13 protein-coding genes are annotated in these 14,810 nt (G+C 52.2%); 5 read left to right on the top strand and 8 right to left on the bottom strand.

What is annotated here, in order from left to right; translation table 11 throughout:
• The first annotated feature begins 395 nt into the window (after positions 1–395).
• Positions 396–830: a helix-turn-helix domain-containing protein gene (locus TALK_RS18140; protein ID WP_085620565.1), complete on the top strand. Its 435-nt coding sequence runs from the start codon at positions 396–398 to the stop codon at positions 828–830.
• A 241-nt stretch (positions 831–1,071) separates the two neighbouring features.
• Here the strand turns inward: TALK_RS18140 and gatB are convergent, their stop codons facing one another.
• From gatB to TALK_RS18105, 7 genes are all read right to left on the bottom strand, one after another.
• On the bottom strand, positions 1,072–2,526 hold the full coding sequence (gatB, locus tag TALK_RS18135; RefSeq protein WP_085620564.1) for an Asp-tRNA(Asn)/Glu-tRNA(Gln) amidotransferase subunit GatB: 1,455 nt from the start codon (positions 2,524–2,526) through the stop codon (positions 1,072–1,074).
• A gap of 3 nt (positions 2,527–2,529) precedes the next feature.
• Entirely contained in the window at positions 2,530–4,008 is a 1,479-nt protein-coding gene (gene gatA / locus TALK_RS18130) for an Asp-tRNA(Asn)/Glu-tRNA(Gln) amidotransferase subunit GatA (protein WP_085620563.1), read from the bottom strand.
• Entirely contained in the window at positions 4,008–4,298 is a 291-nt protein-coding gene (gene gatC / locus TALK_RS18125) for an Asp-tRNA(Asn)/Glu-tRNA(Gln) amidotransferase subunit GatC (protein WP_085620562.1), read from the bottom strand. Before gatC ends, gatA begins: the two co-directional genes overlap by 1 nt.
• Before the next feature lie 267 nt (positions 4,299–4,565).
• Entirely contained in the window at positions 4,566–5,471 is a 906-nt protein-coding gene (arcC, locus tag TALK_RS18120) for a carbamate kinase (protein ID WP_085620561.1), read from the bottom strand.
• Between the two features lies 1 nt (position 5,472).
• Positions 5,473–6,474 (bottom strand): ornithine carbamoyltransferase, encoded by a 1,002-nt coding sequence (gene argF / locus TALK_RS18115; RefSeq protein ID WP_085620560.1) that lies wholly within the window; start codon positions 6,472–6,474, stop codon positions 5,473–5,475.
• 25 nt (positions 6,475–6,499) lie between these two features.
• Positions 6,500–7,729: an arginine deiminase gene (locus TALK_RS18110; RefSeq protein ID WP_085620559.1), complete on the bottom strand. Its 1,230-nt coding sequence runs from the start codon at positions 7,727–7,729 to the stop codon at positions 6,500–6,502.
• 21 nt (positions 7,730–7,750) lie between these two features.
• Complete coding sequence (locus TALK_RS18105; RefSeq protein WP_085620558.1) at positions 7,751–9,211, bottom strand: YfcC family protein; 1,461 nt, start codon at positions 9,209–9,211, stop codon at positions 7,751–7,753.
• A 553-nt stretch (positions 9,212–9,764) separates the two neighbouring features.
• Here TALK_RS18105 and ruvX point away from each other — a divergent pair.
• Positions 9,765–10,295 carry a Holliday junction resolvase RuvX gene (ruvX, locus tag TALK_RS18100; RefSeq protein WP_085620557.1) on the top strand — a complete coding sequence of 177 codons (531 nt, stop codon included), beginning with the start codon at positions 9,765–9,767 and terminating at the stop codon, positions 10,293–10,295.
• Between the two features lie 59 nt (positions 10,296–10,354).
• On the opposite strand, the gene TALK_RS18095 is transcribed toward ruvX, so the two are convergent.
• Positions 10,355–11,188 (bottom strand): VOC family protein, encoded by an 834-nt coding sequence (locus TALK_RS18095; RefSeq protein ID WP_085620556.1) that lies wholly within the window; start codon positions 11,186–11,188, stop codon positions 10,355–10,357.
• Between the two features lie 264 nt (positions 11,189–11,452).
• Between TALK_RS18095 and TALK_RS18090 the strand changes: the two genes are divergently transcribed.
• The 3 genes from TALK_RS18090 to pyrC all read left to right on the top strand — a co-directional run bounded on the left by TALK_RS18090 (position 11,453) and on the right by pyrC (position 14,810).
• Complete coding sequence (locus TALK_RS18090) at positions 11,453–12,376, top strand: AEC family transporter (RefSeq protein WP_085620555.1); 924 nt, start codon at positions 11,453–11,455, stop codon at positions 12,374–12,376.
• Between the two features lie 140 nt (positions 12,377–12,516).
• On the top strand, positions 12,517–13,476 hold the full coding sequence (locus TALK_RS18085; protein WP_211274848.1) for an aspartate carbamoyltransferase catalytic subunit: 960 nt from the start codon (positions 12,517–12,519) through the stop codon (positions 13,474–13,476).
• Positions 13,473–14,810, top strand: coding sequence for a dihydroorotase (gene pyrC, locus TALK_RS18080; RefSeq protein WP_139833877.1), 1,338 nt, complete (start codon positions 13,473–13,475; stop codon positions 14,808–14,810). Before TALK_RS18085 ends, pyrC begins: the two co-directional genes overlap by 4 nt.

Raw genomic sequence — 14,810 nt, 5'->3', positions numbered from 1 at the left:
GGCACCGATCATCGCGCTACGCTTCACCAAATAGCAAGTAATTGTGGCTTTCGACTTCGCATGCAAGTAAAGCTCCCTCCCCCATCAGGAAAGATAATCATTGGGTCCAGACGAACTATGCATGTCTCTCACTGACCTCACATAAATCGCATTTATTCAAACAGGCTGCCGGACACCTTAGCCCTGCTGGTCCCTTTGCGTACATTCCAGCAGCGATCAAAAAAACATGGGTCATTTATAGACCTTAATCAAGAGAAAACACCTTAACACCTCTAGAAATGGATCTTTTTTATACCAATAAACCTTTTAAATTACATTCCAAACCATCACATCAATCAAAGGTTTTTAAATTTTTCTGTCTTTTCTTTTTTTAATTCGACGCAGGAACAGCACCGATGACAACCAGCCTTAGCGAGAGGATAAGACAGGCAAGAAAGCATATCGGGCTGAGCGCCTCTGAGGCGGCAAACCTTGCCGGACTGACACGCAAATCTTGGGAACGTTATGAACTGGACAAAAATGAACCAAAAGCGTCATCTTTGACCATTCTAATTGATAAAGGGATTGATGCCACTTGGCTGCTGACGGGAGAAGGCTCAATGCTAGGAGCTGAAGAGCAAGATCAAATGCAAGCGATTGATCCCGAATTACTGCGTATGATCATTGAGGAAATTGAAGCGTATCGCAAGCAACACAACCCGACATGGAATATAGCCCAGACAGCACGCATCGTTGCCCTTGGTTACACAATGCTTGCGGCCGAACGACAACACGACGTCGAACCGAATTTAGGAAATTTGCAAATACTGATGCAGGCAGCCAATCTGTGAGTCACCTCGTAAACTGGACCTGCCCTTTAGCCAAACAAGCATTGTCCGCCTAAAAATATGGCTCATCCCCTCCGGCACTTTACCGATGAGATCGTCGAACACGCGATCAATCAGAGACGGATCAATGATGGCCCGGCTTCACATCACCAAATCCATCAACAACATCTTTTACCAAAAACGACAAAAGCCGCCCGTCTCAAAACGAAACGGGCGGCTTTTTCTATTTGTCTGATGATTAAAATCAGCCGAGGATTTTGTCGCGAAGCATTTTGTTGACCATGCCCGGGTTGGCTTTACCACCCGTGGATTTCATGACCTGGCCCACGAACCAGCCCAGCATACGATCCTTGCCATCGCGGATTTCCTGAACTTTGTCCGGGTTGGCCGCAATGACTTCGTCAATGGCGGTTTCAATCGCACCGGTATCGGTGATCTGCTTCAGACCTTTTTCTTCGACGATCTTATCCGGGTTATCCCCAGTTTCGATCATGATTTCAAAGACGTCCTTGGCGATACGGCCCGAAATGGTGTCGTTTGAAATCAGGTCCAGCAACTTGCCGAGGTTTTCGGCCGTTACCGGGCTTTCCGCCACGTCAACACCGGCCTTGTTCAGCGCCCCGAACAGATTGGTGATGACCCAGTTCGCGGCCAATTTGCCATCACGACCCTTGGCAACAACTTCGTAATAGGCGGCTTTTTCCTGATCGGCGACAAGAACACCGGCATCATAAGCCGACAGGCCGTTTTCACGCATGAAGCGGGCTTTTTTCTCGTCCGGGAGTTCCGGCAGGGTCTTTTCAATTTCAGACACGAAAGCCTGATCAAAAACCAGCGGCAGCAAATCCGGATCCGGGAAATAGCGATAATCATGCGCCATTTCCTTGGACCGCATCGACCGGGTTTCCCCCAGACGCGGATCATAAAGACGGGTTTCCTGAACGATTTCGCCGCCACCTTCGATGACTTCGACCTGACGTTTGGCTTCGATCTCGATCGCCTGCATCACATACCGGATGGAGTTGACGTTTTTGATCTCGCAACGCGTGCCAAACGGATCACCGGCACGACGGACTGAAACATTGGCATCACACCGCATCGAGCCTTCGTTCATATTGCCATCGCACGTTCCAAGATAACGCACAATCGCGCGCAACTTGGTCAGATAGGCACCGGCTTCTTCAGGGGTGCGAATATCAGGATCAGATACGATTTCCATCAGGGCAACGCCCGAACGGTTCAAATCGATATGCGAATATTTCGGGTCCTGATCATGCATTGATTTACCGGCATCCTGTTCAAGATGCAGGCGTTCAATACCAACCGATTTGGTCGAGCCATCGGGCATATCAAGGATGATGGTCCCCGCACCGACAATCGGTTTGTCGAACTGCGAAATCTGATAGCCCTGCGGCAGATCGGCATAGAAATAGTTTTTGCGCGCAAAGACGCTTTCAAAATTGATCTTGGCTTTAAGGCCAAGACCGGTCTTGACGGCCTGACGCACGCATTCCTCGTTGATCACCGGCAACATGCCCGGCATGGCGGCATCAACAAGACTGACATTGGTGTTGGGCTCATTGCCAAATGTGGTCGAAGCGCCCGAAAACAGCTTGGACTTGGAAACCACCTGACAGTGAACTTCCAAACCAACAACGATTTCCCAAGGGCCGGTTGAACCTTCGATGATATAGGTCATGGATCAGCCCTCCTGCCCGAACGGTGTTGCGGTAAAGTTGGCCGCACTTTCAAGCACGCCCCCGACACGCAGAACGGTTTCTTCGTCAAACGGCTTGCCAATCAACTGCAAGCCCAACGGCAAACCATCCGCCGACAGACCGGTCGGCACAGACAGGCCCGGAAGACCCGCAAGACTTGCCGGAACGGTAAAGACATCGTTCAGATACATTTTGACCGGATCGTCTTCGTTATCGCCAATTGCAAAGGCCGCCGATGGTGCGGTCGGTGCCAAAATGGTATCAACAGTGCCAAAGGCCGTTGCGAAATCTTCATAGATGCGACGACGGACTTTAAGCGCCTTGTTGTAATAGGCATCATAATAGCCAGCCGACAGCACATAGGTGCCGATCATAATGCGGCGCTGAACTTCCTTGCCAAAACCAGCCGCACGGGACTTCATATACATGTCGTCCAAGCTGTCGCCTTCGTCCATCACACGCTGGCCATACCGCAGGCCGTCATAGCGCGCAAGGTTCGAAGATGCTTCGGCCGGGGCAACGATATAATAAGTGCCAAGCGCGTATTTGGTGTGCGGCAGGGTCACATCGACCACTTCGGCACCCGCATCGCGCAACATCGCAATACCGTTATCCCACAGCTTGTTGATTTCTTCGGGCATGCCATCCACCCGGTATTCTTTTGGAATACCGATTTTCATACCGCGAATGTCGCCGGTAAGGGCGGCTTCGAAATCAGGCACGGCCATTGGTGCAGAGGTGCTGTCCTTGGCATCGTGACCGGCCATCGCGCCCAGCATAATCGCAGCGTCGCGAACGGTTTTGGTCATCGGACCGGCCTGATCAAGCGAACTGGCAAAGGCAACAACACCCCAGCGCGAGCAGCGACCATAGGTCGGTTTCAGGCCAACAATCCCGCAATAGGATGCCGGTTGACGGATCGAACCACCGGTATCGGTACCGGTTGCCGCCAGCGCCAAATGAGCCGCAACAGCAGCCGCAGAACCACCAGATGAACCACCCGGGACCAAATCCTTGCCATCCTTGCCCTTCCACGGGTTGATGACATTGCCATAATAGGACGACGTATTGGACGACCCCATGGCAAATTCATCAAGATTGGCCTTACCCAGCATGACCGCACCGTTATTAAACAGGTTGGCAGTCACGGTGGATTCATATTGCGGTTTGAACCCTTCGAGGATGTGCGATGCGGCGGTCGTCTGGACACCTTCGGTGCAGAACAGATCCTTGATCGCAATCGGCAGGCCTTCCATTTTGCCAGCTTCGCCTTTGGCGCGCTTGGCATCGGAAGCCTTGGCCATCTCGATGGCCTTTTCCGGGGTTTCGGTGATGAAAGCGTTCAGATTGCGGTGTGCTTCCATCGATTTGATGTGGGCTTCGGTCAATTCGACCGATGTATAATCGCCCTTTGCCAGCCCGTCGCGGGCATCGGCAAGCGTCAGATTTGTCAGATCAGTCATTATTCAATCACCTTGGGCACGACAAAACAGCCATTATCGGTCATCGGCGCATTGGCCAGGACCTTTTGCTGGATATTGCCGTCGGTAACTTCGTCCTTGCGCAGCGGCAGGGTCAGATCGGCAACCGACGTCAGCGGGGCATAGCCCTCGACATCAACTTCTTGAAGTTCCTCGACAAAATCGAGGATACGGGTCAAATCTCCCGCCAGTTCGACGAGCCCTTCCTCGGATACATTTATCCGCGACAGGTGAGCAATCTTGCGAACTGTTTCCTTATCCAAAGACGACATGGATGAAAGTCTCTCTTAAGGAATGACAAAAAACCCGGCAGACAGATCATCTGCCAGAACTTAAATTACAGGGCGGAAACTAGCACCCCGCCGCCGCCGCCGCAAGGGTCGTTGCAGCCCTTTATGTGGCGGCATTCAACCGGTTTCCTGACAAAAGCGTCGCACCAATGCCGACATTATTTAAACAAAACAGAACGGCCTTGTTCAAACCAGATGGATTTTACCCCCGAACCGGAACCAATACAGGCTTTTGCCAAGATACGATGCTCACACCGAAATCCGGGTTCCGGCCTGCCCGGCCAAAATTTCAGCCGCATCCTCAAGACGTCCGATCCCGGCCATCTTGCCCGCCGTGACAAAATTGGCCGCCGCCGTCACCTTGGGCGCCATAGACCCATCGGGCAAGGAAAGTGCCCGTGCCTCATCGGGTGAAAGCGTCTCAATCCGATGGGCATCTGGCGTCCCGAAATCACGGTAAACCCCATCGACATCGGTCAGCAACAGCAAGGCATCAGCACCGATTTCCTTGGCCAAAAGGGCACTGGCCGCATCCTTGTCAATCACGGCTTCGATACCGGTCAGACTGCCGTCTTTTTGATAGACCACCGGAATACCGCCACCGCCCGTGCAAATAACGATAACACCATGCTCCAGCAGTAATTGAATAACCGGAACATCGGGTATTTCAATTGGTTTTGGGGATGGAACGACACGACGCCACTTGTTGCCATCCTGCGCAATAGACCAATGGCCTTTTTTGGCTTTGTCTTCGGCTTGTTCCTTGTCATAGACGGGACCGATGAATTTGGTCGGATGGGCAAAGGCCGGGTCTTTTCTGTCAACAACGACCTGGGTTAGCAACGCGGCCACCGGCCTTTCATGATCCAGAGCATTTTCCAATTCCTGCTCGATCATATATCCGATCATGCCTTCGGTTTCTGCCCCCAATACATCAAGCGGATATTCTTCATCCGCGCGATATGCCGCACCTTGTAACGCCAACAACCCGACCTGCGGCCCATTGCCATGGGTCAGAACAAGGTGATGCCCATCGCGCACAATTCGGGCCAGCACGATGGCAGCGCGCCGCACATTGGCGCGCTGCGTTTTTGCCGTCATAGGTTCGCCGCGTTTAAGCAGAGCGTTCCCGCCAAGGGCTGCTACGACAAGCATGTCATCCTCCCAGCGTTGCGACCAGAACGGCCTTGATCGTATGCATCCGGTTTTCAGCCTGATCAAAAACGACCGATGCCGGGCTTTCGAACACCTCGTTGGTGACTTCCATCGCATCAAGGCCAAATTCCGCCTTGATTTCCGCCCCGACACTGGTGTCGGTATCATGGAATGCCGGAAGACAATGCATGAAGCGCACATGCGGGTTGCCGGTTTTATCAAGAACGTCTTTGTTCACCTGATAAGGCCGCAGGATCTTGATCCGTTCGGCCCATTTTTCCTTGGGTTCCCCCATCGACACCCAGACGTCAGTGTAAACAAAATCAACGTCCTTAACCGCCGCGTCAACATTTTCGGTGATGGTCAGCTTGGCACCGGTTTCGCGCGCAATCGACTGTGCCTCTTGCTGTATGGCTTCGACAGGCCAGCATGTTTTAGGCGCACAGAGACGGACATCCATGCCCATCTTGGCACCACCAATCAACAGGCTGTTGCCCATATTGTTACCGGCATCCCCCAAAAAGGCATATCGGGTTTTGTGCAGCGGCTTTTCGACATGTTCCTGCATGGTCAGGAAATCTGCCAGAATTTGCGTCGGATGGAATTCATCGGTTAACCCGTTGAAAACCGGAACACCGGCATATTTCGCAAGCGTTTCGACCACTTTCTGACCAAACCCGCGATATTCAATCCCGTCATAGATACGGCCCAGAACACGTGCCGTATCTTTTACGCTTTCCTTGTGGCCGATATGGCTTCCGGTTGGCCCAAGATAGGTTACACGCGCCCCTTGATCATAGGCGGCAACTTCGAACCCCACCCGTGTCCGGGTGGAATCCTTTTCAAAAATCAACGCAATGTCCTTGCCGGTCAACGTCGGGACTTCGTAACCGGCATATTTCGCCGATTTCAAATCCTTTGCCAGTTTCAGCAGGAACTTGATTTCTTCGCCTGAAAAATCACTCAGGGTCAGGAAGCTGCGGTTTTTAAGATTAAATGCCATTTTCTTATTCCTTGTTCTTTGCGACTTAGACCGGATCACGCATGGTCGGACAGCTCATGCAATGCCCGCCGCCGCGACCACGGCCCAATTCAGCACCGGGTATGGCAAGCACCTTGACCCCTGCGGCTTCGAGGGCGGCATTGGTATCGTCGTTGCGGTCATAGCCGATAACAACGCCCGGACGCAGTGCCAGAACATTGTTCCCGTCGTTCCATTGTTCGCGTGATTGTTCGGCTTCGTTATTGCCACCCGTGGGGACAACCTGCAGGGATTTATACCCCAGAACCTCGGCAACGATGTCAAAGATGGGGCGCGGATCAATGCGGAAATTCAACTTGCCCGTTTCCGCACCGGGACGAATATCGTAACAAACCAGATCGTCCGCGACTTCCTTGAACGTCGTCACAACATCATCACCGCACAGGGTGAAAATTGTGTCCAGATGCATGGCCGCGCGCGATTTTGGAATTTGGAAGGCAAGAACACGTTCAACCACGTTATCGCGGAACAAAGCCTGGGCAAGTTGCCCCACTGCCTGTGGCGAAGACCGTTCCCCCATACCGACAAGCACCGTACCATTGCCGACCGGCATGATATCGCCACCTTCCAAGGTCGCCAGACCATGATCGCGGGTCGGATCACCCCAGTGGATTTTTGTCTTGCCCGAAAATTTCGGATGAAACTTGTATATTGCCGTATTCAGCAATGTTTCCGGCCGCCGAGCCGCCCAAAACATTGGATTAACGGTAACCCCGCCATAAATCCAGGCACTGTTATCGCGGGTAAAAAGCGCATTGGGCAATGGCGGCAGAATGAAACCATGATGCCCCAGATAGCTGCCAAACAAGCCGGTCGGCTCAAATGGCAACTCGTCAACGGTCAGCCCGCCCAAAAGGTATTCTGAAAGGCTGGCGGCCGGAATTTCTTCCATCCAGCTGCGCAATTCTGATAGCGCCCCGACACCGATCTGATCGGCGGTTATACGATGATCAAGAACCCATGAACGGGATTCTTTGTTGGCAAGCGTTTCAGACAACAGATCGTTGACATCAAGGACTTCGACGCCTTCGTTGCGCATGATATTGGCAAAGACATCATGATCCTTCTGGGCCTGTTTGACCCAGAAAACATCATCAAACAACAATTCCTGACAATTGCCCGGTGTCAAACGACGATGGGCCAATCCGGGGCGACAAACAACAACCTGACGCAAGGTTCCTGTTTCAGAATGAACGCCTAACATTTGTTCAGACATGACTATGTCCTTTCGATAAATCTAAAGATAGGTTCCGATGCACAAAACGACAGTAATCATGACTGTCAGCATCAAAAGAAGCGGCCAGACAAATGCCAGCCAGCGGTCATAGGACACCCGCCCAATGGCAAGCCCGCCAACAACGACGGCAAATGTCGGATTAATCAGATTGACCAGCCCGCTTGCCGACTGATAGGCGGTGACAATCAAATGCCTGTCGACGCCGGAAAAATCAGACAAAGGCGCCAGAATGGGCATCGACAGAACGGCCAAGCCCGATGACGACGGCACAAGGAAACTCATTCCCGCCTCGATCCAGAACATCAGGTTGATAAAGGCCAGATTGCCAAGTCCGCTTAGGCTGCCGACGGCACCATGGAGCAATGTGTCTGCGATCAGGCCATTCTGCATGATCACCACAATCCCGCGCGCCAGACCAACAATCAGGGCGACGCCCAAAAGATCCCGTGCGCCATCAACAAAATGCCCCGTCAGCTCTTTTTCGCCCATCCGCGCAAAAAGCCCGATCACGATTGCAGAACCAAGGAACAAGGCCCCCATCCGGGCCATCCACCAATCCTGGGATGATACCCCCCAGATCATCACAACAAAAGTCACCCCGAACAGGATCAAAATCAGGCTTTGCTTGCTGGTAAGGGTGGCGCTATCGGTTTGCGCATTGTGCCCCTTAAGGAAGAATGACCGGTGTGACGCCAGTTGTTTGGCGACAATCGAACGCGACGGATCTTTTTTCACCCGACCGGCATAACGCATCACATAGGCAATGCAGATGACCAAGCCCAGAATCAGGATAACAAAACGCAACACAATGCCGGAGGTAAATGGAATATTGGCTGCATTCGCCGCAATCACGGTGGCAAACGGGTTTATTGTCGACCCCAGAACGCCGATGCCCGCACCCAGCATGATAATCGCGACCGCTGTCACCGTATCGTAGCCCGCCGCGATCATGACCGGAATAAGCAGACCATAAAAAGCCAGCGTTTCTTCTGCCATGCCATAGGTGGTTCCCCCGATGGCAAACAAGGTCATCAAAATCGGAATCATCCATATTTCGTGACCTTTTAGCTTTTTCATCGCAGATCGAATACCGGTATCGATTGCACCGGTCGCGTTTACCACGCCCAGAAAGCCACCAAGAAAGAGAACAAACAGCGCGACATCAATCGCGTTTGCGGCATAACTGTCGGGGTCATAAAAACCGGCACCGGGTGCCAACATGACATCAACAAACCCCTGCGGATTCGGATCGACCTCGTGATATGAGCCGGGAACGGCGACTTCGCGACCAATCGCATCATTCATTTCCCGGTCATACTGCCCGGCCGGAATGACCCAGGTAAGTGCCGCGACAATGGCAATCAGGGCAAACAGAATTGTGTAAGCCGTCGGAAAACGAGACAACAAATCATGTTCATGAGTGTCTTCACGCTCTGGCTGCTTATCAAGCTCAGACGACATTCTATCCTCCTGCTAAAGAATGAAATAACCACCAATGATTTCGGATGCCGCCCAAAAGACCGACGAACCAATCAAGTTGTATACTCACATATCCATAAGCATAATTGAACATCATTGATATACATCTAAAATCAACTGAAAGTTACTCGGATAATTAATAAATAAATTTAACTTTTTGAATCATTAAAAAATCAAATGAAACAAATTTTATTTAAAAAAAATCATCACCAAAAACACTTAAATAGAAAAATATATGTAATTAAAATTTTTACAGAAAATATGTTTACAAAAATTACAAAATAATATTTCTGAAGCTCAAACCTGAAACACATTTTTCTTCATCATTTCTCCTGTTACTCAACAATATACTCAAACTTAATTGACTTTAAATACGCCTTTTATGGCGTTATAATCCATACCAGATCGTCCCAAGGTAGAGTTAGGGCCGCAATCTCGTATAATTATAAAAATAGAAAAAACGTACATTTGGCCTTCTCGTCGATCTGAAATATTTGCTCTGGCACAGGACATCACTTCGACCTATAAGGGCGCCATGATTTGCAATAATACTCAGGAATTGCTGCGGTGCTTGACACCGGCAGCACGCGTTTTGGGGCTGGATTTCGGCACCAAGACCATTGGCGTGGCCCTTTCAGATGTTGGGCTACAGATCGCGTCCCCTTATACGCTGATTTCACGCAAGAAATTCACGCGTGACATTGCCGAACTTTCGTCAATCGTCACCAAGCAGAATGTCGGTGGGATCATCATCGGCTTCCCGCGTGAACTTGACGGGACAATCGGCAAGTCATGCCACCGGGTTTATGCCTTTGTGGACGAGATGCAGAAATATATCGATCTGCCAGTTCTGCTTTGGGATGAACGTTTATCGACCAGTGCGGTTGAACGCATCCTGATCGAAGATGTCGACATGACGCGCAAACGCCGCGCAGAAGTCGTCGATAAAACGGCGGCGGCCTATATCCTGCAAGGCGCGCTTGATAACCTTAATCTTCATACCGATCCGGGTGCAAACCCCGACGATGAAGATGACGAGGACGAAATTGGCGACGAAGACGCCTGATTTCCGGCCTTGTCAGCACCACCTGGCATTAAAGATTTGCCAAAAGGCTGCCTGTTAATTCAGGCGGCCTTTTGTTTTTGTTTGGCGCTAATCACCACCATGGTGCCAAAGAATGCCGATGGCGGCAGGATCAACCGGCCCTTTTTCTGAACCGCCCCCATTGATATGGCGGCCGGAGCAATGCCATCAAGTTTATCGACAACAATCTCGAACCCGGCAAAGCCATCGGTTGGAAACAGGTCATCGTCAATGCCATAGCGCGAGACCATTTCATCACCATGCCAGGTTTCAACGATGGTATCGGTGCCGATCCCTTCGAAGAATTCACGTACCGCATCGGCGGCCCAATGCATAAGGAAAACCTTGCCAATGGCACGTGCCCCATTGGCATGAATTTGATATTCCGGGTAATAGAAATTCTGCGGCGGATGATGATGCTGACAGACAAAAGTCACCGCGTGGCGCAACAACGGATGATTGGCAAACGCCAGTGAAAAACCAAGATCGGTCAACGAGCCATCCGGACGGGTTGCTTCGCGTTCAAATTTGAAGACACGTGGCACGGCCGCCCCGGCGGCAAGGAAATCCTCGCGATCTTTTTCGGCGTCTTTTGATTGCACGGCCAGCATCGACATGCCTTCGCGCTGACGCAGGTAATCACGGTTATAAATTGGAAAGGAAAATGGTGCCGCCAATTCGGCCTCGGCGATTTTGTCGGGTTCGACCACGCCAAGCAATTCGATATACATCCCGTCAAACTGGACCAGGGCATTACCGGTCCCAAACGGATGATTAGCACGCGGTGTCACGGTAAAACCAAGTTGGCGCCAGGCATCACAGGCCACGTCGAGATCATTGACGCATAAGACCAGATGATCGATTGATCGGCTCATTGACATTCCCCTGACAAGTATTCCCGTTCACCGCAACATTGGCATTACATGGGCGCAGGAATTTCTTTCAATTGATAAATCAGTGCGCTGCACACATTATCTGACCCGCGCTCATTATCACAGGATAGCAATGTAATGGAATAGGCAGTGTTGTCGATACCCTGCCAAACATGGCATTTACAATGTCAACCATCACAGCAAGTCGCCCGATAACCGATTTATTGCCCAAATGCGCATAATTAGCGCCAGCACCGGATGCTTACGATGATTGCGATCCTTTCTGCTCTGATCCCGACCTTTGCCCTGATTGTTCTGGGCTTTGTGCTGCGGCAACGTCAATTCTTGCCCGATACATTCTGGCCGGGCGCCGAAAAACTGACGTATTTCGTAACTTTTCCGGCCTTGCTGTTTTCCAATACCGCACGGGCCGATCTTGGCAGTTTGCCATTGGCGGGAATCGCAACCGCGATGCTGGGCACCATTTTTGTCTGTACGGTTTTGATCCTGATTGCCAAACCGGCTTTAAAGGTCAGCGACGCGGCATTTTCATCATTGTTTCAAGGTGCGATCCGCCCCAACACCTATATCGGGCTTGCGGTTGCCGCCGCCCTTTTGGGTGAAGCCGGACTGACAGTTACCGCGCTTTGCGTCGCCCTTGTGGTGCCGACGGTCAATGTTTTATCGGTTCTGGCCTGTGCCCACTGGGGGGTGAATGATCGCCAGCCGGGGATCAAGTCCTTATTGGGGGATGTGGCGCGCAATCCGTTGTTGATGGCCTGTGTTCTGGGCCTGATCGTGAATATGACCGGGTTGGGCTTACCACCCATTATCGGGCCGTTTCTTGAAATTCTGGGCCGGTCGGCCTTGCCGGTTGGTCTTTTGGCGGTTGGGGCCGGTATTGACCTTATGGCAGCACGCCGTGCCGGGGGGCCGGTTGGGTTTTCGACATTGGGCAAGCTTGTTCTTAGTCCGGCGATTGCGGCAGTTTTTTGTATTTTACTTGGCCTGCCGCCAATCGAAATGGCCGCCATCGTGCTTTATGCCGGATTACCATGTTCGGCCAGTGCCTATGTTTTGGCGCGGCTGATGGGTGGGGACGCCCCGATGATGGCCAGTATCATCACGGTTCATACATTGGTCGGGATTGCCACCATCCCCATCCTTGCGGTTTTGTTGCATGTGGTGTGATGTAAACCGACACGAATATTGACCATTTGGTCAGGACATTCAGGCAATTTTTTAACTTTCCGTGACAGGGGCAATTGGGTATGCTCCGCGCGAAATTCTGCCCATACCATTTAAGGAATATGTGCAACGCCATGAGTGTCATGGGACCAGCGGCGGATCATTATCCGCACCCTCACCTCCTCGGTATTGAAGGTCTTACCCCGGGGGAAATCACCCTTATTCTTGATCGCGCACAGCATTATGCGGAAAAAAACCGCACGGCGGATAAAACCAGCAACATTCTTGCCGGGGCGACGGTCGTTAATCTGTTTTACGAAAACTCCACCCGAACGCTGACGTCATTTGAACTGGCGGCCAAGCGACTAGGCGCGATGGTCATCAATATGACGGTCGGGACCAGTTCGGTCAAAAAGGGTGAAACCCTGATTGATACGGCGATGACCCTTAACGCGATGAACCCGGACGCACTTGTTGTGCGCCATGGTGATAGCGGTGCGGTCAAGCTGCTTTCGGAAAAGGTCAATTGTGCGGTCCTCAATGCCGGGGATGGACGCCATGAACATCCGACACAGGCATTGCTGGATGCGCTGACCATTCGTCGTCACAAAGGACGCCTGCATCGGCTTAACGTGGCGATTTGTGGCGATGTGGCGCATTCACGCGTCGCACGATCCAACATATTGTTGCTCAATACCATGGGATCGCGTGTACGCCTTGTCGCACCACCGACCCTTATCCCATCCAAAATCGAACGGATGGGAGTCGAGATTTTCCATGACATGGAAGAAGGCCTGAAAGATTGCGATATCGTCATGATGTTGCGGCTTCAACTTGAACGCATGGAAGGCAGCTTTATCCCGTCCGTGCGTGAATATTTCCATTTCCATGGTCTGGATCGGGCCAAACTTGCCAATGCCAAACCCGACGCGCTGATCATGCATCCCGGCCCGATGAACCGCGGCGTCGAAATCGACAGTGAAGTTGCCGACGATGTTGAACGTTCGGTGATCCGCGAACAGGTTGAAATGGGGGTTGCCGTTCGCATGGCAACACTTGAACTGCTTGTTCAGAACCACCGCCAATCGGGAGGTCAGGCATGACCCCAGCCATTCGTGTAAAGGGCACAGGCCGCAAGGCAATCATCAATGCCCGCCTGCTGGACCCGGTGGCCAAGACCGACAAAACAGGCGGCATCCTGATTGAAGACGGCAAGATTATCGCCTGTGGTGCGGATGTGACAGCCACAAACCTGCCCAAGGGCTGTGACATCATTGATGCCAAGGGGGCCTGTCTTGCACCGGGGCTTGTTGATATGCGCGCGCAATTGCGCGACCCGGGCTTTGAACATCAGGAAACCATCGAAACCGCGGGCCAATCGGCGGCGGCGGGTGGAATTACCACGATTATTGCCCTGCCCAATACCGAGCCGGTGGTTGATGATGTTGCCGGTGTCGAATTTATCGCGCGGCGCGCCCGCAAGGTCGGGCTGGCCAAGGTCTTTACCTATGGCGCGGTCACCAAAGGCCTTGAAGGTGGCGAGATCACCGAAATGGGCCTTTTGCATCAGGCCGGTGCGGTGGCATTTTGTGATGGCATCAAAACCATCGCCAGTGCGCGTTTGCTGCGACAGGCGCTATCCTATTCGACATTTTTTGACGGCATGATTGTTCAGCACCCCGAGGAACCGGAACTTTCCAAAGGTGCGGCCATGAACAGCGGCGAGCTTGCCACCCGCCTTGGCCTTTCAGGTGTTTCGCCGCTGGCCGAGGTGATGCAGATCGAACGCGATTTGCGCTTGGTCGAAATGACCGGCGGGCGGCTTCATTTTGCTCATATTTCGACCGGCTTATCGGTTGAGGTTATCCGCAAGGCCAAGAAACGCGGCCTTAAGGTTACCTGCGATACCGCACCGTTCTATTTTGCGCTGAATGAAAATGCGGTTTCGGATTACCGGACATTTGCCAAATTATCGCCACCGCTTCGATCCGAAGATGATCGGCAGGCGATTGTTGCCGGTTTGGCCGATGGTACGATTGATGCCATTGCATCGGATCATAACCCGCAAGACGTTGATTCCAAGCGCCTGCCCTTTGCACAGGCCGCCGCCGGGGGCGTTGGCTTTGAAACGCTTCTGCCGATTGCGCTGGAACTTTATCACAACGGGCATATGTCGATGCTTGAGGTCATTACCAAACTGACCATCGCACCGGCCGGTCTGGTACGGATCAAGGGCGCTGGTACACTTGATATCGGAACCGCTGCCGATCTTGTGTTGTTTGATCCCGATCATCCGTGGAAGATTGATCCCTATCAGTTCTGGTCGAAATCAAAAAACTCGCCCTTTGACGGTCGCCTGACCCAAGGCCGCGTGCTTCGCACCATCATTGATGGCCGCGAAGTCTTTGCCGATCCATCTGTCGCAGAAGGCGCATAA

It is taken from the genome of Thalassospira alkalitolerans (assembly GCF_002115745.1).
Lineage (GTDB): Bacteria > Pseudomonadota > Alphaproteobacteria > Rhodospirillales > Thalassospiraceae > Thalassospira > Thalassospira alkalitolerans.
This window is presented reverse-complemented; position numbering and strand designations above follow the sequence as displayed.